General features: G+C 66.5%; 21 protein-coding genes and 1 tRNA gene. 12 read left to right on the top strand and 10 right to left on the bottom strand.

The genetic code is table 11. The annotated features are described in order from the left end of the window. Positions 1-10: 10 nt before the first annotated feature. Positions 11-1462, top strand: coding sequence for an alanine/glycine:cation symporter family protein (locus AC5P8Y_RS18830; RefSeq protein ID WP_049404367.1), 1452 nt, complete (start codon positions 11-13; stop codon positions 1460-1462). A gap of 126 nt (positions 1463-1588) precedes the next feature. Here the strand turns inward: AC5P8Y_RS18830 and AC5P8Y_RS18825 are convergent, their stop codons facing one another. The 4 genes from AC5P8Y_RS18825 to AC5P8Y_RS18810 all read right to left on the bottom strand — a co-directional run bounded on the left by AC5P8Y_RS18825 (position 1589) and on the right by AC5P8Y_RS18810 (position 4767). Continuing rightward, positions 1589-3010: a M28 family peptidase gene (locus tag AC5P8Y_RS18825; RefSeq protein WP_012481115.1), complete on the bottom strand. Its 1422-nt coding sequence runs from the start codon at positions 3008-3010 to the stop codon at positions 1589-1591. A gap of 224 nt (positions 3011-3234) precedes the next feature. Continuing rightward, positions 3235-3639, bottom strand: a complete 405-nt coding sequence (gene mscL, locus AC5P8Y_RS18820; RefSeq protein WP_005410819.1) for a large-conductance mechanosensitive channel protein MscL — start codon at positions 3637-3639, stop codon at positions 3235-3237. Positions 3640-3693: 54 nt separating this feature from the next. Next, positions 3694-4410 carry a fumarylacetoacetate hydrolase family protein gene (locus tag AC5P8Y_RS18815; RefSeq protein ID WP_012481114.1) on the bottom strand — a complete coding sequence of 239 codons (717 nt, stop codon included), beginning with the start codon at positions 4408-4410 and terminating at the stop codon, positions 3694-3696. A gap of 75 nt (positions 4411-4485) precedes the next feature. Then, positions 4486-4767, bottom strand: coding sequence for a hypothetical protein (locus AC5P8Y_RS18810; protein ID WP_005410817.1), 282 nt, complete (start codon positions 4765-4767; stop codon positions 4486-4488). 178 nt (positions 4768-4945) lie between these two features. On the opposite strand from AC5P8Y_RS18810, the gene AC5P8Y_RS18805 reads away from it, so the two are divergent. Then, positions 4946-5281 carry a Rieske (2Fe-2S) protein gene (locus AC5P8Y_RS18805; RefSeq protein WP_049452127.1) on the top strand — a complete coding sequence of 112 codons (336 nt, stop codon included), beginning with the start codon at positions 4946-4948 and terminating at the stop codon, positions 5279-5281. A 309-nt stretch (positions 5282-5590) separates the two neighbouring features. Here AC5P8Y_RS18805 and AC5P8Y_RS18800 read toward each other — a convergent pair whose 3' ends face one another. From AC5P8Y_RS18800 to thiS, 4 genes are all read right to left on the bottom strand, one after another. Continuing rightward, positions 5591-7438 (bottom strand): SLC13 family permease, encoded by a 1848-nt coding sequence (locus AC5P8Y_RS18800; RefSeq protein WP_043034315.1) that lies wholly within the window; start codon positions 7436-7438, stop codon positions 5591-5593. A gap of 27 nt (positions 7439-7465) precedes the next feature. Continuing rightward, complete coding sequence (gene trmB / locus AC5P8Y_RS18795) at positions 7466-8200, bottom strand: tRNA (guanosine(46)-N7)-methyltransferase TrmB (protein ID WP_005410814.1); 735 nt, start codon at positions 8198-8200, stop codon at positions 7466-7468. Beyond that, complete coding sequence (locus AC5P8Y_RS18790) at positions 8200-8994, bottom strand: thiazole synthase (RefSeq protein WP_005410813.1); 795 nt, start codon at positions 8992-8994, stop codon at positions 8200-8202. The genes trmB and AC5P8Y_RS18790 overlap by 1 nt, the downstream gene beginning before the upstream one ends. A 151-nt stretch (positions 8995-9145) precedes the next feature. Further along, a complete protein-coding gene (gene thiS, locus AC5P8Y_RS18785; protein WP_005410812.1) occupies positions 9146-9346 on the bottom strand; it encodes a sulfur carrier protein ThiS in 201 nt (66 codons plus the stop codon). Positions 9347-9552: 206 nt separating this feature from the next. On the opposite strand from thiS, the gene AC5P8Y_RS18780 reads away from it, so the two are divergent. The 4 genes from AC5P8Y_RS18780 (at position 9553) to AC5P8Y_RS18765 (ending at position 13532) form a co-directional block, all read left to right on the top strand. Then, the gene (locus tag AC5P8Y_RS18780) at positions 9553-11406 is read left to right on the top strand and encodes an autotransporter domain-containing esterase (protein WP_049404364.1); all 1854 of its coding nucleotides are present in this window, start codon (positions 9553-9555) and stop codon (positions 11404-11406) included. Positions 11407-11521: 115 nt separating this feature from the next. After that, positions 11522-11595, top strand: a tRNA-Gly gene (locus AC5P8Y_RS18775). Between the two features lie 303 nt (positions 11596-11898). Then, positions 11899-12303 carry a DUF805 domain-containing protein gene (locus AC5P8Y_RS18770; RefSeq protein ID WP_033833118.1) on the top strand — a complete coding sequence of 135 codons (405 nt, stop codon included), beginning with the start codon at positions 11899-11901 and terminating at the stop codon, positions 12301-12303. A 74-nt stretch (positions 12304-12377) separates the two neighbouring features. Beyond that, positions 12378-13532 carry a hypothetical protein gene (locus AC5P8Y_RS18765; RefSeq protein WP_111188546.1) on the top strand — a complete coding sequence of 385 codons (1155 nt, stop codon included), beginning with the start codon at positions 12378-12380 and terminating at the stop codon, positions 13530-13532. Here AC5P8Y_RS18765 and AC5P8Y_RS18760 read toward each other — a convergent pair whose 3' ends face one another. Further along, positions 13533-13970, bottom strand: a complete 438-nt coding sequence (locus AC5P8Y_RS18760; RefSeq protein WP_005414313.1) for an acyl-CoA thioesterase — start codon at positions 13968-13970, stop codon at positions 13533-13535. Between the two features lie 129 nt (positions 13971-14099). Between AC5P8Y_RS18760 and rimK the strand changes: the two genes are divergently transcribed. The 6 genes from rimK (at position 14100) to AC5P8Y_RS18730 (ending at position 19161) form a co-directional block, all read left to right on the top strand. Then, positions 14100-14978 carry a 30S ribosomal protein S6--L-glutamate ligase gene (gene rimK, locus AC5P8Y_RS18755; protein WP_005410807.1) on the top strand — a complete coding sequence of 293 codons (879 nt, stop codon included), beginning with the start codon at positions 14100-14102 and terminating at the stop codon, positions 14976-14978. 246 nt (positions 14979-15224) lie between these two features. Next, complete coding sequence (locus AC5P8Y_RS18750) at positions 15225-15701, top strand: hypothetical protein (RefSeq protein ID WP_033833115.1); 477 nt, start codon at positions 15225-15227, stop codon at positions 15699-15701. Between the two features lie 89 nt (positions 15702-15790). Further along, on the top strand, positions 15791-16261 hold the full coding sequence (locus AC5P8Y_RS18745; RefSeq protein WP_005410805.1) for a hypothetical protein: 471 nt from the start codon (positions 15791-15793) through the stop codon (positions 16259-16261). An 8-nt stretch (positions 16262-16269) separates the two neighbouring features. Beyond that, on the top strand, positions 16270-16947 hold the full coding sequence (locus tag AC5P8Y_RS18740) for a response regulator transcription factor (protein WP_005410804.1): 678 nt from the start codon (positions 16270-16272) through the stop codon (positions 16945-16947). A gap of 4 nt (positions 16948-16951) precedes the next feature. Next, on the top strand, positions 16952-18280 hold the full coding sequence (locus AC5P8Y_RS18735; protein WP_005410803.1) for a sensor histidine kinase: 1329 nt from the start codon (positions 16952-16954) through the stop codon (positions 18278-18280). Between the two features lie 494 nt (positions 18281-18774). Next, complete coding sequence (locus tag AC5P8Y_RS18730) at positions 18775-19161, top strand: hypothetical protein (protein WP_005410802.1); 387 nt, start codon at positions 18775-18777, stop codon at positions 19159-19161. A gap of 58 nt (positions 19162-19219) precedes the next feature. Here the strand turns inward: AC5P8Y_RS18730 and coaE are convergent, their stop codons facing one another. Then, positions 19220-19831: a dephospho-CoA kinase gene (gene coaE, locus AC5P8Y_RS18725; protein ID WP_495202127.1), complete on the bottom strand. Its 612-nt coding sequence runs from the start codon at positions 19829-19831 to the stop codon at positions 19220-19222. Positions 19832-19838 lie beyond the last annotated feature (7 nt).

Raw genomic sequence — 19838 nt, 5'->3', positions numbered from 1 at the left:
GAGGTCGCCGATGAACATCGAATCCATCGTCAACACGATCCTCGGCGTCGTCTGGAGCCCCTACTTGGTGGTGTTGTGCCTGCTCACCGGCCTGTACTTCAGCGTGCGCACGCGCTTCATCCAGCTGCGTGCATTGCCGGACATGCTGCGCCTGATGTTCCGCCATGAGCGCTCCGATGCCGGGGTGTCGCCGTTCCAGGCGTTGTCCCTTTCGCTGTCCAGCCGGGTGGGCGTCGGCAACATCGCCGGCGTCGCCATGGCCATCGCCTTCGGCGGCCCCGGCGCGATCTTCTGGATGTGGATCGTCGCCTTCCTCGGTGCGTCCAGTGCATTCATCGAATCCACGCTCGCGCAGATCTACAAGGATCGCGACGGCAAGGGGCAGTACCGTGGCGGCCCGGCGTACTACATCGAGAAAGGCCTCGGCCAACGCTGGTATGCCGTGCTGTTCGCACTGGTGACGGTGCTGGCGGGCGCGATGCTGGCCGGCACCCAGTCCAATGCGATCACCAGTGCGGTGAACGAAGCCTGGGACGTGCCGGTGATGACCACCACCGCGGTTCTGCTGGTGGTGCTGGGCGCCATCCTCATCGGCGGTGTGCGGCGCATTGCGCGCGTGGCCGAATGGGTGGTGCCGCTGATGGCCGTGGCCTACCTGCTGGTCACGGCGCTGGTGATGGTGCTCAACGCGGAGAAGCTGCCGGAGGTGATCACGCTGGTGCTGCGCAGTGCATTCGGCGTGGATGCAGCGTTCGGCGCGATGATCGGTACTGCCATCCAGTGGGGCGTGCGTCGCGGCGTGCTGTCCAACGAGGCCGGCATGGGCAGTGGGGCGCACCCGGCCGCCGCCGCGGAAGTCTCGCATCCGGTCAAGCAGGGCCTGGTGCAGTCGTTCTCGGTCTACATCGACACGATGGTGGTGTGCAGTGCGACTGCCTTCCTGATCCTGTCCACCGGCCTGTACAACGTCTACGACCCCGCGGTGAACGGCATTCCCGATGACGCGCGCCTGCTGCTGGGCAATCTGCCCGGCGTCGAGGCCGGGCCACGCTTCGTGCAGCATGCAGTGGAATCGGCGCTGCCGGGCTTCGGCCGTTCGTTCGTGGCGCTGGCGATCCTGCCGTTCGCGTTCACCACCATCCTCGCGCTGTACTACATGGCCGAGACCAACGTCAGCTATCTGTGCCGCGATCGGCCGGCGGCGTGGCTGATGGGCGTCTTCCAGCTGCTGTTCCTGGCAGCGACCGGCTACTCGGCGGTGAACAGTGCCACAGTGGCCTGGTCGCTGGGCGACATCGGCGTTGGCCTGATGAGCTGGCTGAACATCATCGCCATCCTGCTGCTGCAAAGGCCTGCCCTGGCCGCACTGCGCGACTACGAGCAGCATCGCCAGGCCGGCAAGGATCCGCTGTTCAACCCGAAACTGCTGGGCGTGCGCAACACCAGCGTGTGGGAAGGCTGACAGGATCGGGGTCAGATCCCTCGCCAGGGCGAGGGCTCTGACCCACGCCATTGCCCGGTGGGCGCGAACCTCGGTTCGCACCGCTCTTCCCGCTGCACTCGCCGGGCATGGCCCGGCGCCAGCGCATCACTCGTTCGGAGGCGTGGTCGCCTTGGCTTCGCTGCCGAAACTACCATCGGCTTCCGCCGCCAGGTACGCGAACACCGTATACGCGGCCACGTTCTGCGCCAGTGCCTTCGGGTCGATCTTGTCCAGCGTGTCGTCGGCGGTGTGGTGCAGGTGGAAGTAGTCCGAGCCGTCCTGCGCCAGCCACGCCCACGCACCGCCCTTGGCGGCCAGCGGGCCGACGTCCGGGCCCGGGCCACCCTTGTCGGCCTGGTACTCGATGCCCAGCGGCTTCATTACTTCGGCAATCTGCTTCGTCGCTTCACGCGAGCCTTCCGGATTCGGTGAACCGGTATTGAAGGCGTAGATGCGGCCTGCGCCGAAGTCGCTCTCGGCGGCCAGCTGGTGCAGGGCCACGTCCTTGGCGTGTGCCTCGGCATAGGCCTTGCCGCCGTAGAGGCCCTGTTCCTCGTTGGCGAAGGCGATCACGCGGATGGTGCGCTTCGGTGCCTGCTTGAGCTGGCCGATCAGGTGGCCGGCAGCCATGGTGATGCCCACGCCTGCGCCGTCATCGACCGCGCCGGTGCCCAGGTCCCACGAATCCAGGTGACCGCCGATCACCACCACTTCCTTCGGCAGGCTGCGGCCGGTGATCTCGCCGATCACGTTGTACGAAGTGGCCGTGCCATCCCAACCGCAGTCCAGCGCCACCTTCACCGTGGTGCTGCCACGGGCCAGCAGGCGCGCCAGCTGGTCGGCATCGGGCACCGACAGTGCCGCCGACGGCACCGGGGTCAGGCCATCATCGAAACGGGTGATGCCGGTGTGCGGCACGCGGTGGGAATCGGTACCGGCCGAGCGCATCAGGAAGCCCACCGCGCCCTTGCGGATCGCTTCTGACGGTCCCTTGCTGCGGATCGCACCGCCGCGGCCGTAGTCGCGGCCATCGCGGAACGGCAGCATCTGGTAATCGACGAAGGCGATCTTGCCCTTCAGCGAACCGGCCGGTGCCGCCTGCAGGGCGGCCAGATCGGCGAAGCGCACCACCTCCGCTTCCACCGTGCCGCCCGGGCTGCCGCCCAGCGCAGTGATCTGCAGCGGCTGCGGGTTCCTGCCGGTCACGGCAGCGTGTTCACTGCGGCGCTCCCATTTCGGGAAGGTCACCGGTTCCTTCCACACCTTGTCGAAGCCCAGTGCCTTGAACTTGGCTTCGGCCCAGGCCACGGCGCGGGCGTCGGCCTCGCTGCCGGCGATGCGCGGGCCGATTTCGGTGGTGAGCGATTCGACCACCTTCCAGCCGGTGTCATCGGCCAGCGCCTGGTCACGCAGCTGTGCGGCGGTGGCCAGCGACGCCGGGGGCAGGGTGGTGGTATGCGGCGCCGCGAAGGCCGGGGCGGCCAGCAGGGCGAGGGAGGATGCGATGGCAAGGACGCGGCGACGCATGGACAGCTCCGGGAAGGGACCAAGCCTTGGAGCTTAACAGTCGTTCAGCCCGGCGCATGGGCGGGAGGTCATGGCTGGCGCGAACGCTGTTTTCCGCCATGTCCGGCAAAGCGAAAGCCCCGCCGGAGCGGGGCTTTCGCGCAGTCGCGGTAGTGCCGGCCGCTGGCCGGCTTCCGCATGTTCCGATATTGCCGGCCAGCGGCCGACACTACCGTTCTGCGGCCTTATTTCTTCAGGCTGTCGCGGATCTCGCGCAGCAGCACCACTTCTTCGGCCGGTGCGGCCGGTGCCGCTTCCTGCTTGCGCGACAGGCGGTTGATCGCCTTGACCACGATGAAGATGGCGAAGGCCACGATCACGAACTGGATCAGCGTATTGATGAAGTCACCATAGCCGATCACCACGGCCGGAATCTCCTTGCCGTCCGGCCCGATGCGGGCCGGTGACAGCGTCCACGCCAGCTGCGAGAAATCCACCTTGCCGATCAGCAGGCCCAGCGGCGGCATGATGATCTTCTCGACCAGCGCCGTCACGATCTTGCCGAAGGCCGCGCCGATCACCACGCCGACGGCGAGGTCGATGACGTTGCCGCGCATCGCGAATTCCTTGAACTCGGTGAGCATTCCCATTGTTGTTTTTCTCCGGTGGGGAAGTGGACAGCGCGCAGGGTAGCGCAGGTAATGTCAGCCGGCGATCACGCCGTGGCGCTCGGCCACGTTTTCCAGGCGCGCGCTGAAGCGGTCGCCGGGCTTCAGTGCAGCCACGCCTGACGGGGTGCCCATGAACACCAGGTCGCCGGCACGCAGCTGCCACAGCTTGGACAGCTCGTGCAGGATCTCCGGCACGTTCCAGATCATCTGGTCCAGCAGCGCCTGCTGGCGCACCTCGCCGTTGACCTCCAGCGACAGGTTGAGCGCGGCCAGGTCGCCGACCTCTTCGGCGTGGACGATTTCGCTGATCGGCGCGGAGGCGTCGAAGCCCTTTGCGGCATCCCACGGGTGGCCCTTGTCCTTGGCCGCAGCCTGCAGGTCGCGGCGGGTCAGGTCCAGGCCGACGGCGTAGCCGTAGACCAGTGCTTCGGCATCGGCCACGGCCAGTTCGCCTGCGGGCGCATCACGGCCGATCGCCACCACCAGCTCCACTTCGTGGTGCAGGTTGGCGGTCGCCGGCGGGTAGGGGATGGCGTCGTCATGGCCGACCACGATCGCATCGGCCGGCTTGCTGAAGAACATCGGGCGGCCACGGTCATCGGCCGCCGGCACCGCCGCGCCCATTTCGCGGGCGTGGTCGGCGAAGTTGCGGCCGACGCAGTAGATGCGGTGCACGGGGAAACTGCCACCGCCCACCACCGGTACACGCGGCAGGGCTACGGCAGGGATCACATCGGAGACATCGGACATGCGGGCATCCAGGAAGGGCGTGCCCGCAGTCTAGAACGCATGGCGCCCGCCGTCAGCGGGCGCGGAAGACCCGCATCAGCGCGAGGCCGGCAGCACCGGCTTGCGCACCACGCGGTACTCGCCTTCGACCACGGTCGGATCGACCGGACGGGCAACGCCCGGCTTGCGCGAGGCCAGCAGCTTCCACGCCAGGCCGACCAGGATCATCGCTGCACCGACGAACACGCCGATGAACACCATCGCGGCCAGGATCGCCAGGCCAAGCAGGCCCACGGCAACGCGCACCAGCGGATGGCGCGGCTTGCGCGGCGCGAACAGGGTGCGGAACTGGTTGAAGGCGGATGCGCGATTGAACATGGCGGCTCGATAGGCTGGGATCAGCGAAACCAGAGTATCGGGACGCGCCACTGTCATTGAGTGAAAAACTCGTTAAATATAGCCTGTGCTTATTACGGATCAATGACTTGTGTTCATGTCGCAGCCAGTCACCTGAGTGGGCGTGCGACAATGCGGGTTTACTGTCCGAGCCTTCGCCATGACTGCCTCTGCCGCCCTGATCGCCCTTGATGCCATTGCCGATGGCGCGTTTGCCGAGGTCGAAGCGGTGGTTGATGGCGATGCCGAATCGCTGGTGCTGTACCGCGACGGTGCGCAGGTGCGCGCGTTCCTGAACATCTGCCCGCACGCCGGCCGCCGCCTGGACTGGGCCCCGGGCCAGTTCCTGAAGAGCCGTGAAGGCCACCTGGTCTGCGCCGCGCATGGCGCCTCGTTCGCGCTGGACAGCGGCGACTGCATCGCCGGCCCCTGCAAGGGCGACCGCCTGCGCGTGGTGCCGGTGGACGTGCGCGACGGGCAGGTTTACCTGGCTTGAGGCCAGAAACAGTCGAGCACGGCTCGACTCTACAAAAGCCGTGTCGACCAAGGTCGACACCTACCAGAGCGAGATCCGTGCCGACCAACGGTCGGCACCCACCACCAGCCTCGTGAAACTGTCGAAGGCGGGGCACTGTGGGTTTGCGGGGTGTGAGCGGCATGGATGCCGCGACCAAGCCCCCATGGATGGGTTTACGGCGTCCCCGCAAACCCACAGTGCCCCGCCATCCCACGGAATGCCCGCTGTTGCTGTTGCTGTTGCTTCGGCTTCTGCAGGTGCAGGGCGCAGCCCTGCCGATCAAGCCCCTCAGAACATCAGGTTGATCATCAGCACCACCACGCAGGTGTAGATCAGCGACAGCGGGCCGCCGACCCGCCACATCTCGCGCGGGGTGTAGTTGGCCGGGCCGGTGATCATCGAGATCACCGGGTTGGAGGCCGTCATCAGATTGTTGGACGCCGACAGCGCCACGATCAGCGCGAACGCGGTCGGGTTGCCGCCCGCCGCCAGTGCCAGGTTCACCGCGATCGGCACCATCACGATGGTCGCGCCCACGTGGCTGATCACCAGCGAGAACGCCGTGGTCAGCAGCGCCAGCGCCACCTCCAGCACCCACACCGGGATGCCGGTGGGCAGCTTGTCGATGGTATGGCCGGCCACCCACGCCGCCGCACCACTGGAGTCCATCGCCCAGCCGAGCGGAATCAGCCCGGCCATCATGAACACCGTTTTCCAGTTGATCGAGGCATAGGCCTCGTCCATGCGCAGCACGCCGGTCAGCAGCATGCCGGCCACGCCGGTCATCAGCGTCAGCGCCACCGGCAGCTTGCTGGTCAGCGCGATCAGGATGGTCAACGCGAAGATCGCCATGGCGATCTTGAACTTGTGCGGGCGTTGTTCGCCGGTCGGGTAGTCGGTCACCACCACGAAGTCGCGGCTCTTGGCCGCCTGTGCCAGGTCGGTCCAGATGCTGTGGAAGACCAGCATGTCGCCTGCACGCAACTGCACGTCGCGCACGTCCTCGCGGATCACCTGCTTGTCGCGGTTGATCGCCAGCAGGCTGATGCCGCGCTCCTTGCGCAGGCGCAGGTCGGCCGCGCTCTTGCCGATCACGTTCGAGGTCGGCGGCACCACCGCCTCGGAAATACCGGCGCGGCTCGGGTTGAACAGGTCACCCAGGTGCTTCAGGCGCGAAGACATGCGCAGGAACTGGTTCTGCGCGAAGTCGTTGATCTGCTCGCGCGGACCCATTGCGCCGAGCACGCTGCCCACCCAGATGCGCATCTCCGCCGGCGGCGCCAGGCGCGTGTCGTTGCCGGTCTTCAGGGCCAGCAGCAGCGGGGCATCGTGCAGGTTCTCGGCCTCGCCCAGGGTCATGCCGACCAGCGGGCTTTCGGCACTGACCACCAGCTCGAACACATCGCCTTCGATGCCATAGGTCTTGGCAAAGTAGCTTTCGGTGCGCGCCGGGGTGACCCCGTCGTTGGCCAGGTTCTCTTCCTCGATCAGCTTGCGGTCGCCGTAGTAGCGGAAGTACAGCAGCGAGGCGATCAGCAGCGCCACGCCGATCGGCAGCGGCGCGAACATGCGCAGCGGCTCGATGGTGGCCAGGCCCGAGGGCAGGTTGTTGTTGGCCGAGGCCAGCAGGTCGTTCAGCAGGATCAGCGGTGAATTGCCGACCATGGTCAGCGCACCGCCCATCACGATCGCCGCCGAAATCGGCAGCAGCAGGCGCTGCAGGGTCAGGCCGGTGCGCGCTGCCAGTCGCGAAGCCACCGGCAGGTACAGCGCCATCACCGACGGGTTCTGCATGAAGGACGAGTTCAGGCCGGCAATGGCCGTGGTCATCATCAGCAGCCTCTGCTCGACGCCATGACCGCGTCGCAGCAGCCACGCGGCCAGCCGGTTCAGCGCCCCGGTGCGGTCCAGGCCGGCACCGAGGATGGTGGTGGCGATGATGCTCATCACCGCGTTACCGGAGAAGCCGCCGAAGATTTCCTCCGGCGCGATCAGCCCGGTGACACCGAGCACCACCAGCACCACCAGCGCGACCACGTCGGCGCGGATGCGCTCGAACAGGAACATCGCCATCGTGAAGCCGACCAGCCCGAGCACGAGCTTCATGTCGTTGGTCAGCGTCAGCGCGGTATCCATGTGGGGCGCGGCGTCCTCAGGCGATCGTCAGGTGCGGTCGTACAGCAGGTCCCAGACGCCATGGCCAAGCTTCTGGCCGCGGGTCTCGAAGTGGGTCTGCGGGCGCCAGTCCGGGCGCGGCACGCTGCCACGCGGGCCGGCACGGTTGACCAGGCCGGCGGTGGCATCGAGCACGTCCCACATCTGCTCGGCGTAGTCCTCCCAGTCGGTGGCACAGTGCAGGCGGCCGCCCGGGCGCAGCTTGCGCACCAGCAGTTCGGCGAACGCCGGCTGCAGCAGGCGGCGCTTGTTGTGGCGCTTCTTGTGCCACGGGTCCGGGAAGTAGATGCGCACTTCATCGAGCGCGCCATCGGCGATCTCGTTCTGCAGCACTTCCACCGCGTCGTGGTGGTACAGGCGCACGTGGTCGGCGTTGTCGTCGGCCAGCGCGTTCAGCAGCCTGCCCACGCCCGGGGCGTGCACTTCGATGCCGATGTAATCGCGTGACGGGTCGTGCTGGGCGGCAAAGCGCAGCGCGGCACCGTTGCCGAAGCCGATTTCCAGCACCTTGTGTGCCGGGCGGCCGAAGGTGGCGTCCAGGTCACGCGGTTGGCCGGTGTAGTCGAGGCCGAAGCGCGGCCAGCGTTCGTCGAACGCGCGCTGCTGGGCGGGGGTGAAGCGGCCTTGGCGCAACACGAAGCTGCGCACCTCGCGGCGGCCCTCGCTTACGGTGAAGGGCTTGGGCGGAGCCTTGGAACCGGCGCTGTCGAATGGATTGGTCATCAGCCGATCAGCCCATCCACCGGGGAGGAGGCGCTGGCGTAGCGCTTGCGCGGGATGCGCCCGGCCAGGAAGGCCTCGCGGCCGGCCTCGACCGCCTTGCGCATGGCACTGGCCATCAGCACCGGGTGGCGCGCACCGGCAATGGCCGTGTTCATCAGCACGCCGTCGCAGCCCAGCTCCATCGCAATCGCGGCATCCGACGCGGTACCGACGCCGGCGTCGACGATGATCGGCACCTTGGCGTCTTCGATGATCTGCAGCAGGTTGTACTTGTTCTGGATGCCCAGGCCCGAACCGATCGGCGCGGCCAGCGGCATCACCGCAGCGCAGCCGATCTCTTCCAGGCGCTTGGCCAGGATCGGATCGTCGGAGGTGTAGACCATCACTTCGAAGCCGTCCTTGACCAGCTGCTCGGCAGCCTTGAGGGTCTGCACCACGTCCGGGTACAGCGACTTCTGGTCGCCCAGCACTTCCAGCTTGGTCAGGTTATGGCCGTCCAGCAGCTCACGGGCCAGGCGGCAGGTGCGCACGGCGTCTTCGGCGGTGTAGCAGCCGGCGGTGTTGGGCAGGATGGTGTAGCGCTCCGGCGGCAGCACGTCGAGCAGGTTCGGCTCGCCCGGGTTCTGCCCGATGTTGGTGCGGCGGATCGCCACGGTGACGATCTGGGCGCCTGCGGCCTCGGTGGCCAGGCGGGTTTCTTCCAGATCCTTGAACTTGCCGGTGCCGGTCAGCAGCCGCGAGCCATAGGTCTTGCCGGCGATCACCAGCGAATCGGGGGAGACATGAACGTTCATGGCGCGATTATCGCCTATCCGCCTGAAGATGGGATCACGCAAGGCGGTGCTGTCCGCAGGAGGGCGAGGGTAGTGCCGGCCGCTGGCCGGCACATGCAGGGTGCCTGACAGCGTCGGATTGCCGGCCAGCGGCCGGCACCACCCGGAGGTCTCAGCCCCCGCCCAACGCGTGCACGATCTCCACCACGTCGCCTTCGGCCAGGACGTGCTCGCCGTGGCGGCTGCGGCTGACGATCTCGCCGTTGACCTCGACCGCCACCCGGCGCTGCAGCAACTGTTCGGCCTCGAGCAGGTCGTGGAGGGTTGCCGAAGCGGGCAGGGCGCGGGGTTCGCCATTGAGCTGGATGTTCATCCGTGCATTGTCGCCGATAGCCCGCCGGGATCGGAACACTTGCAAATTGAGCGGGGCGCCAGCTCCGGCACAGCAGGTTTTCCGGTGATCGGGCGACAATCCATGCGGCGGCGCAGCGTGAGCAAAACGCGGCGCAGTGAAACCATTCACCGTGCGCCGGCGTACGTCCGCCGGGTCCTCAACGATATCCCCACAGGAGTTTTTTCATGCTGCTCAGCAAACGCCCGATCCGCACCCTGATGGCGGCCGCGATCGCGCTGGCCGCGCTTCCGGCCATGGCAGGCGAATCCCCGTATTCCAAGGCCGTGTTCTTCGGCGACAGCCTGACCGATGCCGGCTATTTCCGCCCGCTGCTTGATCCGGGCGTGCAGCCGGTCACCGGTCAGTTCACCACCAACCCGGGCTGGGTGTGGTCGCAGCAGGTCGCCAATTACTACGGCCTCAACGGCGGTGCCAACGGCAACGGCCAGAAGGGTGACAACTATGCTGTCGGTGGCGCCCGCGTATCGGTCGACGAAGCGGGTGGCCTGGGTGCCATTCCGTCGCTGAAGTCGCAGGCCGCCCGTTACCTTGCCGCCAACGGCGGCAAGGCTGACGGTAACGCGCTGTACACCGTCTGGGGAGGCGCCAATGATCTGTTCGCGGCCACCCGTGCGGCGGCAGGCGGCGCGTCCCAGGCCCAGGTGCAGGGCATCATCGGCGCAGCGGTCACGGACCAGATCGCACTGGTGGGGGCACTGAAGCAGGCCGGCGCCCAGTACGTGCTGGTTCCGAACCTGCCGGACGTGGGCATCACTCCGCAGTTCCGTGGTCCCAATGCCGCCGCCGCCACCGCACTGTCGGCCGGCTACAACAAGGCCCTGTACGGTGGCCTGAAGCAGGCCGGCATCGAGTTCATCCCGCTTGATACCTTCAGCATCCTGCGTGAAGTAACCGCCAGCCCGGCGATGTACGGCTTCACCAACGTCACCAGCACCGCCTGCAAGATCGATCCGAACAACGCCACTGCAAGCATCATTGGCTGCAACCCGACCAGCTACGTCAGCCCGGATGCGGCCAACACCTATCTGTTCGCCGATGGCGTGCATCCGACCACGGCGGGCCACCAGCTGCTGGGCCAGTACGCGGTCTCGGTGCTGGAAGCCCCGCGCCTGCAGCAGGTGCTGAGCCACTCGGCACAGACCATCGGTCGTTCGCGTGCCGATCAGGTCAGCATGCACCTGGGCGGTCGTCCGGCCGACGGCCTGTCCTGGTGGGGCGGCGTCCGCGGTGACCTGCAGCGCTACGACCACGCGGATCTGTACGACGGCCTGGCGCCGGCCGGCCTGTTCGGCATCGACTGGGCGCGCGACGGCATGGTGGTCGGCGGCTTCGCCGGCTTCGGCCGCCTCAACGCCGACTTCGGCAACAGCCGTGGCGATTTCACCCAGAAGGACACCACCGCCGGTCTGTTCGCCGGCTGGTACGGCGATCGCATCTGGGTGAACGGCCAAGTCAGCTACACCTGGCTGTCGTATGACGTGAACCGCAAGGTCCAGCTCGGCCCGGCCACCCGCGAGCACGGTGGTTCGCCGGACGGCAGCAACCTGACCGCCGCCCTGAACGCCGGTTACGAGTTCGGCACCGAAGGCGGCTTCCGCCACGGCCCGATCGCTTCGGTGATCTGGCAGAAGGTGAAGATCGATGGTTACACCGAAAGCGCTGCGGCCGGCACCCTGGCCACCGCGCTGGGCTACGACCGCCAGAACGTTGATTCGACCGTTGGTCGCATCGGTTGGCAGGCCCGCTTCGATGGCGGCACCCTCAAGCCGTACGCGCAGCTGACCTACGACCATGAGTTCGAAGACACCAAGCAGGGCAGCGCGTGGCTGCAGACCTTGCCGGAACTGGGCAGCTACCGTGTGCCGGGCCTGAAGTTCGACAAGGACTACGCGACCGTCGTGCTGGGCGCCCGCACCGAACTGTTCGGGCTGCAGAGCAACTTCGGCCTGAGCGCTTCGGCCGGGCAGAAGCGCGCCCAGGACGCAACGCTGTTCGCCAACTTCAGCGGCAGCTTCTAAGCAGAGACCAGGCGGGGTCGGCCCTCTCGGCAGCGAGAGGGCTTTGACCCCCGGCCTGATGCGATGGGCACCATTGCGCAACACGGGGCCCAGCGCATAGACTTCCCACCGCAACGCGGGCGTAGCTCAATGGTAGAGCTGTAGCTTCCCAAGCTACTGACGTGGGTTCGATTCCCATCGCCCGCTCCATGTCTCCAGCGGTCTGTATCAGGCAGACGCTCCGCGATATCCGAACCCCGCTTTTCCGCGCATGGATCCCGGTCGAGATGCCCGGTGAATGCCAGGGCTGGACGTCGCTTCGCAAACATCCCTTGGCCGGATCGGTCGAGTCCGAATGCATCCTTGCGCATAGCCTGCAGGACAGGAATTCCCCTGCCCCAGCGCTGTGGCCTTCCGGGCTTGGTCAGGCTGCAGGGTTCAGTTGATGCTTGGCTTGGGAATGCTAAAAGATCGTTAGCTGTTGACGCCCATCATCCGTTGCCCGGAGCGTGAATGATCGCTGCACTTGTGCCCATCAGGCGATGCTTTGATTTTTCCGGGCGATCCGACCGGCGGGAGTTCTGGTCGTATTCGCTGCTTGCCGGGTTCGTCATAGCGGTGAGCTACAGCGTGATGGATCGCGGTTACTGGCTGGTCGGCTACCTGTCGTTCGATTGGGAAACGTCAGAGATCCTGTGGAAGCTGGGATGGGTCATGACCGTCTGCGCTGTCATCGTCTTCCTGCCTCCGATGCTGGCCCTGACCGTGCGGAGATTGCACGATATCGACGAGTCAGGCTGGTACACCGTGATCGCGTTCATTCCCTTGGGGGTGTTCGTCCTCTTTCCGGTCATGCTGCTTCCCGGGAGCGAGGAAGAGAATCGATTTGGCGCAGTTCCAGGAGCGCAGGATGCTTGAACCGGCATCGGCCGCAATCGATCGGATCGGCATTGAAGGCGTGGACGGTTCGCTGGGGCGCCTCTCTCATCCGCATGTCCCTTGATCGAACCGCCCTGCGGCGCTACACCCAGTGGTTGCCGTTCCTGGCCCTGTTCGCCGTCTGTGTGGCCTGGTGGTCGCCTCTGGGAGTGATTGTCGGCCTTGCCGTGTGCCTTGCGCTGGGGGGCGCGCTGCAGCGCATCGATCTGGTCGGCGATGCGGTGGGCGGTTCACGCCTGCGCTCGCGATCGATGAAGCCCTTTGCCGAACGGCCGCCCGCACATGATGTGCTGTTGGATTGGGGCGAGCTGGGCATGGGCGGACCGGCGTACAGCACGCAGATGCTGCGCGATGGCGCCATCGTCGAAGGCGTATCCACTGGAGGCAGTCGTGATGCCAGTGGTGAATGGCAGGACCTGCCGGGAGGCGCGCTGCGCCTGGCCAGCGGGTATGTTGATCGATGCGAAGCAGTGATCGTCTACGACGAGCGCCAAAAGACGGTGCAGGTGCTTGCGGCTGCTCCCGGCCTGTTCCGGCAGCAGCTGAGCGAGCGCCAGCAGTCCGATGGGGACGCCGGTGCGGAGGCGTGGCTGCGCAGCCAGCCCGGCGGCATGACCCAGCTGCATCCCTGCCGGGGCCTATGGCTGGAGCAGGGACATCCGGCGCTGGCCGCCGGAGTGCCGCGGGAGCTGAGGCACGTCCTGCCTGATGCCCGGGTGCTGCGCGCGGTCCCGCTGCTTCCCGAGGATCTGCGCGTGACCGCGCATCCGGCGCTGTTCGCGTGCATCTGCCCGTATGCCCTTTACCTTGACGACGCCTCCAGTGGTCGCCACGCCTGTGATCTGGAGACGGTGATCGCGAGCCCGTCGGGACGCTGCCTGGTGGTGGCCGGCAGTGTGCTTGATGAGAACCTGCGACCCATCGAGGGCGTGTGGCTTGTCTGCTGGCAGGGTCGTTGGCAAGCCTTTGCCCGTCATGCGATGGGGGGCTTCGGCAAGGCCCGCAGCATGGCCTGGATCAATGTGATCGATGCTGACGATGACGGCACACTCCAGTGCGAAGCCTATGAGGAACGCTGGGAGTCCGATGCCGTCCATCGAAACCCCACGCGCCACACAGCCTTGGAGCTGCCTGTGGAATGGCGTGAAACCGGGTTGGCGCTGCGCGCCCGTGATGGGCGCTTCAGGCTGCGCCTTCCCTCGCGCTGATCAGGCCTCGGCGGCGCGCGCGCTCGTTTCCCGCAGCGACTGTGCATATTCCTCGGTGAACAGCCCCGACAACGCCTGGCGCTGCTCCGCATCGATCTCGCGCGAGGCGTTGGCCGTGTAGTCGAAATGAACCATCACGCAGCGCCCGCTGGCTACCAGGGCCTCGAACTGGAACGCCTGTTGCACGATCGACAGCGAGGAGCGGCCAATGCTCTCGATCCGGGTCTCGATGCGCACTTCGTGTCCCGCCTGTATCTGCTGCAGGAAGTCGATCTCGTAGCGGCGCAGGATCAGTGCCAGGTCGCGCATGCTGGCCTCGCGGCTGAAATGCCGGAAGATCTCCTGGCGGCCTTCCTCGAACCAGACGGGCAGGGCGGTGTTGGTGACGTGGCCGAGTACATCCACTTCGGAGAAGCGCGGGAATACGGTGATCGACATCGGGTTTCCTTGCGGTCTGGCCTGCCCCCGCAGTGTGCCGCCTGCGCCTGAGCAAGCCACGCCGCAGGGCATCATCCGCCCGCCACACGCCCGCGCTATGCTGCGCGCCTGCCGCCCGATCCTGCCGCGATGAAGCTCGCCATCCTGTCCCGCAACAGTTCCCTGTATTCCACCCGCCGGCTGGTCGAGGCGGCGCGCGCGCGCGGCCACACCGTGCGCATCCTCGATCCGCTGCGCTGCTACATGCGCATTGCCGCCGATGGCTTTTCGATGCATTACAAGGGCCGGCCGATGACCGGCGTGGACATGGTCATCCCGCGCATCGGTGCCTCGATCACCCGCTATGGCACGGCCGTGCTGCGCCAGTTCGAACTGATGGGTGCACGCACCCCGAATCCGTCCGACGCGATCCTGCGTTCGCGCGACAAGCTGCGCGCACACCAGCTGCTGGCGGCCAAGGGCATCGACATGCCGGTCACTGTGTTCGGCGACAACCCCGACGACACCGTCGACCTGTTGTCCATGCTGGGCCCACCGCCGCATGTGGTGAAGCTCAACGAGGGTACCCAGGGGCGCGGCGTGATCCTGACCGAGAAGGCCAGCGCCTCGCGCGGCATTGTCGAGGCCCTGCGCGGGTTGTACGCCAATTTCCTGATGCAGGAATTCATCGGCGAGGCCAAGGGCGCCGACCTGCGCTGCTTCGTGGTCGGTGACCAGGTGGTTGCCTCGATGCAGCGGCAGGCGCCGGAAGGTGACTTCCGCTCCAACCTGCATGCCGGGGGTACGGCGGTGGCGGCCAAGGCCAGCCGTGCCGAGCAGCAGGTGGCGGTGCGGTCGGCCAAGGCGCTGGGACTGTCGGTGTGCGGGGTGGACCTGATCCGCTCCGCGCGCGGCCCGCTGGTGCTGGAGGTCAATTCAACGCCGGGGCTGGAAGGGATCGAGGCCGCCTGCGGGGTGGACGTGGCCACGCGCATCATCGAGCACGTCGAGAAGCTTAAAAAACCCTGAGTATTCAGCGGCTTGAGATTCTCACGGGCGGATGAGGCCGGCTTTAACAAGCCTTTAATCGGCCCGCGCGTAGGCTTCAGCGAACCGCAGCTCTGCCTCTCAGCAGGATCGGTATCGGGATACAACTTCAGACCCAGGCGGGGGCACCGCCTGGGTCTTTTTTATGCCTGCCCGCTGTCCCTTGTGGAGGTGGCGTGACGGCCGTAGAGTGGCCCCCATCGTTCCTGGATGGATCGGAGGCTGGCGATGTACCGCATCACGATGATCGCGTTGTTGCTGGGCCTGGCCGGATCTGCTGCGGCCAAGCCGGAGAAAGCCGTTGTGCAGATGGACCGGCAGTCGCCGGTGGCCGAGCAGGTGCGCCAGGTCGAAAAGGCCCTGGATGATGGCGATTACAGCGAGATTTCCGCTGATGACCGCAGCACCGTGCGCGAAGCGCTGGCCCGGATCACCGCGCGGATGGGCGGCCACCAGAGCGTGCAGGAACTGCCGCCGCAGGTGCAGGGGGAGGTCTTCAACGACCAGGAGCGGATCAATACCCTGCTCACCCGCGCCCACGAGGACAGCCGGCAGATCTGCCAGCACACGCGCAGTACCGGCAGCAACATGCCCAAAAGCCGCTGCCTGACGGTGGCCGAGCGCCGCCGGATCGAGGAAAAGGGCAAGGCGCTGTTGAACGACCAGCGCACCTTCAACAACTTCAACCCTGCCAGCTCGCGGTAGGGCTTCCGCTGCCCCGACCATTGGCACTTGCTGGCGTGAAGGGGGTGCGAATAGAGTCGGGATTCGCCACAGACAAGGATTTGTTTGCCATGAAACAGGCTTTGATGTCGGCCGTCCTGTTGTCAGGACTCGCCCTGGTCAGTACCGCATCGGCATCCAGGGGCAAGGACGTGTTCGTGCCCGGCCAGCCGCTGCAGCAGCAGATCGCGCGTATCGAGGTGGAGCTCAAGGACGGCGAAACCTATTCGGAACTCAAGCAGGACGAGCGCACCCGCGTCAACGACGCCCTGGCACGCATGCGCGCAGCGGTGGAGCAGTACCCGGCACGCGATTCCATGCCTGAACCGGTGCAAACCCAGGTCTTCAACGATCAGCAGGTCGTGAACACGGTTTTGACACAGGCGCGTGAAGATAGTCGTCTAATATGCCAACGTGAAAAGCCCATCGGTTCCAACCGGACCACGACGCAGTGCATGACCGTTGCCGAGCGCGCTCGGCAGAAGGAACGGGCACAGCAGGACATGAGGCAGGTCATGCGCGCCGGCAGTACAGTCAATTAGAGGTGACAGTGAGAATCCTGGTAATCGAAGACAACAGCGACATTGCGGCCAACCTGGGCGACTATCTGGAGGACCGGGGGCATACGGTGGACTTCGCGGCTGACGGGGTCACCGGCCTGCATCTGGCCGTGGTGCACGAGTTCGACGCGATCGTGCTGGATCTCAACCTGCCAGGCATGGACGGCATCGAAGTCTGCCGCAAACTGCGCAATGAAGCGCGCAAGCAGACCCCGGTGTTGATGCTGACGGCCCGCGATTCGCTGGACAACAAGCTGGCCGGCTTCGATTCCGGTGCCGATGACTACCTGATCAAGCCGTTCGCGCTGCAGGAAGTGGAAGTGCGTCTGAACGCCCTGTCGCGCCGCGGCAAGGGCGTGCAGACCCGCGTGCTGGAAACCGGCGACCTGGAATACAACCTGGATACGCTGGAAGTGCGCCGCCAGGGCAAGCTGCTGCAGCTCAACCCGACCGCGCTGAAGATCCTGCAGGCGCTGATGGAAGCGGCACCGGCGGTGGTGACCCGCCAGGAGTTGGAAACCCGCGTGTGGGGCGAGGAACTGCCCGACTCGGATTCGCTGCGCGTGCATATCCATGGCCTGCGTGCGGTGGTCGACAAGCCGTTTGAAGTGCCGCTGATCCAGACCCGCCATGGCATCGGATACCGCATCGCCACCCCGGAAGCCTGATTCCGTGGCAGCCAAGGGGGAGCGTCGGCGCACGCCATACCGGCGGCGCCTGCGCAGCCGCATCATCGTCTCGTTCGTGTTGTTGGGCTTCTGCCTGACGACACTGTTCGCGTTTGCCACCAACTGGGCCCGCATGCGGGTGGAAAACCAGTTGGTGGAAGACGTGATCAACCACAACATCGAAGAGTATGCGCGGCGCTTCTACGAGCATCCGGGGCGCAATCCGGCAGTGCCCGTGCAGCAGATCCGGGCGTACGCCTACTCGGCTGACAAGTTCGACAAGGCCCGCGAGTCGTGGCCGCAGTGGGCCGACCTGCAGAACGGCAATTACAACCTCAGTGGCACCGACGAGCAGGGGCAGCCGTATGCCTACAAGCTGGCGGTACGCAAGGCCGACGACGCCTGGTTCTTCCTCGCCTATGACATGACCGACAGCGTGCGCGGCGGCAAGCAGCTCAACCGCGCGCTGGTGTTGTCGGTGCTGGTGTTCAGCGTGCTGTCGCTGGTGCTGGGCTGGTGGTCGGCGTCGAAGGTGATGAAGCCGGTGTCGGACCTGGCCGCGCGGCTGCGTGCGTACCGCGGCGGTACCAGTGAGCCCGAGCCCTTGGCGCCGCGCTTTCCCGATGACGAGGTGGGGCAGCTGGCACAGGCGCTGGACGACTATTCCTCGCGGCTGACCGAAGTGGTGCAGCGCGATCGCGAGTTCAATGCAGACGTCAGCCATGAACTGCGCACGCCGCTGGCAGTGATCCGCGGTGCCACCGAGCTGCTGCTGACCCGGCCCGGCCTGGACGAGAAGGTGCTGCAGCGCCTGCAGCGTATCCAGCGTGCCGAGCAGCAGTGCAGCGACCTGATCGGCGCACTGCTGCTGCTGTCGCGCAACGAGCGCGGGCAGGGCACCAGCAACGTGGCCCGCGTGGCCGAGCAGCTGCTGGATGCGCACCGCGCGCAGCTGGGTGGCAAGCCGCTGGAGCTGCTGCTGGAAGGCGAGCGCAACCTGGTGATCGATGCACCCGAGGCGGCGCTGTCGGTGGCGCTGGGCAACCTGATCGGCAACGCGGTGAAGTACTCACAGGATGGCGAAGTACGCGTCTTCGTGGGCGCCAATTCGGTGTCGGTGACCGACAGCGGCCCGGGCCTGAGCGAGGAAGACGCGGCCAAGCTGTTCCAGCGTGGCTACCGCGGCACGCACGCCGGTCATTCGCAGGGCGGCGGCATCGGCCTGTCGATCGTCAGCCGTCTGTGCGACCTGTACGGCTGGCAGGTGAGCGTGCGCCCCGGTGGCGAGCGTGGCGTGATCGCCACCCTGACGTTCTCGCCGAAGCCGTTGTAAGCAGCCCTGCTTGGGTGGGTGCCGACCTTGGTCGGCACGGACCCTGCCGACCTTGCATCACGCCCTGTGTCGCTTGTGACACTGAATCCCCTGCACGCGGACATTGCATCACAGGCCCGACACGACACCACCGTGATCGCTGCCGCGTCCTGCGCGTGTTCCAATGCACGCATTCGCAAGCCCGCGCCGCACTTGGGAATTTCCTTACAGATTGCCGTGCGCGGCGATGGCCTGATGACCTGGCCGGGGCAGGTGCCTTGGCCGGGATTGGCGTCCTGAAAAAAACCAACAAATCAAAAGCTCCGGATGTGCTCTAGCTCATCATGGAAAATGCATCGTCTGCCCTCGTTTTGGCGGACGGTGCGTGGGGATTCGCCAGAATCCGCTGGAGTCTTTTTCCTTCGCTTTTGAGTTGTTGGGTCTCCGGTACGCCAACCCGCACCGTCCGCCACCTTGCATCTGCAGGTGGCCTGCCGTCTGCGAGGAGCTTCACCATGTCCACCCGCCCGCTGTTCCCCCAGTTGCACGCCCTGATCGGCGATGCCGCCCACCTGCTGCCTGCCGACGTCGCCGAGCGGGTCGAAGTTCTGCTGGATGACCCCAGGGACCTGCTGCCCGCCCTGCTGGCGCGCATGGATGGCCGCGACGCCGCCGACGGCCAGCGGCTGGATGTGCAGGGTGCCAGCCCGGCGCAGGCCGCCACGATGGCTGGTCTCAGCCGCACGCTTGCCGGCCTGAATACCCTGATCCAGCTGCTGCACGCTGCCGAAATCGCGCGGGAGCAGGGTGGCGCCCGCCAGCAGCTCAATCCCGATGTGGTCGACGGCCTGCTGTTGGGCGCCCGCGAACTGGCCCGCTACGCCCGCCAGCAGCTGGAGTAGATCCACGTCACGCATGGACGCGCTTTGGTAGTGCCGGCCGCTGGCCGGCAACCAGGCCTCAAGCCCCGGCCAAGCCCAGATACTGCGCATGCAGCTGTTCCACCTGCACCTGCAGGTCCTCCGGCTGCCCATCATTGACCACCACGTCATCGGCCAGTGCCAAGCGCTGCGCACGGCTGGCCTGCGCAGCAATCATCCGGTCGGCCAGCGCAGCATCAATGCCGTCGCGCTGCATCAGCCGGGCATGCTGCACGGCTTCCGGTGCATCCACCAGCAATACCCGGTCCAACCAGGGGTAGGCCTTCCGCCCGCCCACCTCGGTCAGCAGCGGAATGGCCGCAATCGCATAGGGGCTTTCAGCCTGCTCGCACTGCTGTTGCATCAGCAGGCGGATGGCCGGGTGGGTGATGGCTTCCAGCGCCGTCCGCTCGGCCGGATCGGCGAAGACGTGGGCGCGCAGGCGGCCCCGGTCCAGGGCGCCATCGGCCAGCAGCATGCCGGCGCCGAAGCGCTCGGCGATACGGGCCAGGGCCGGGCTGCCGGCGGCGACCACGGCCCGGGCGGCCAGGTCGGCGTCGGCCACCACGATGCCCAGCGCCTCGAAGCGCCGGGTCACCTCACTCTTGCCGGCGGCGATGCCGCCGGTCAGGCCAACCACGTAGCGGCTCATGGGGACT

It is taken from the genome of Stenotrophomonas sp. YJH_SMC_12-1, from assembly GCF_059370935.1.
This window is presented reverse-complemented; position numbering and strand designations above follow the sequence as displayed.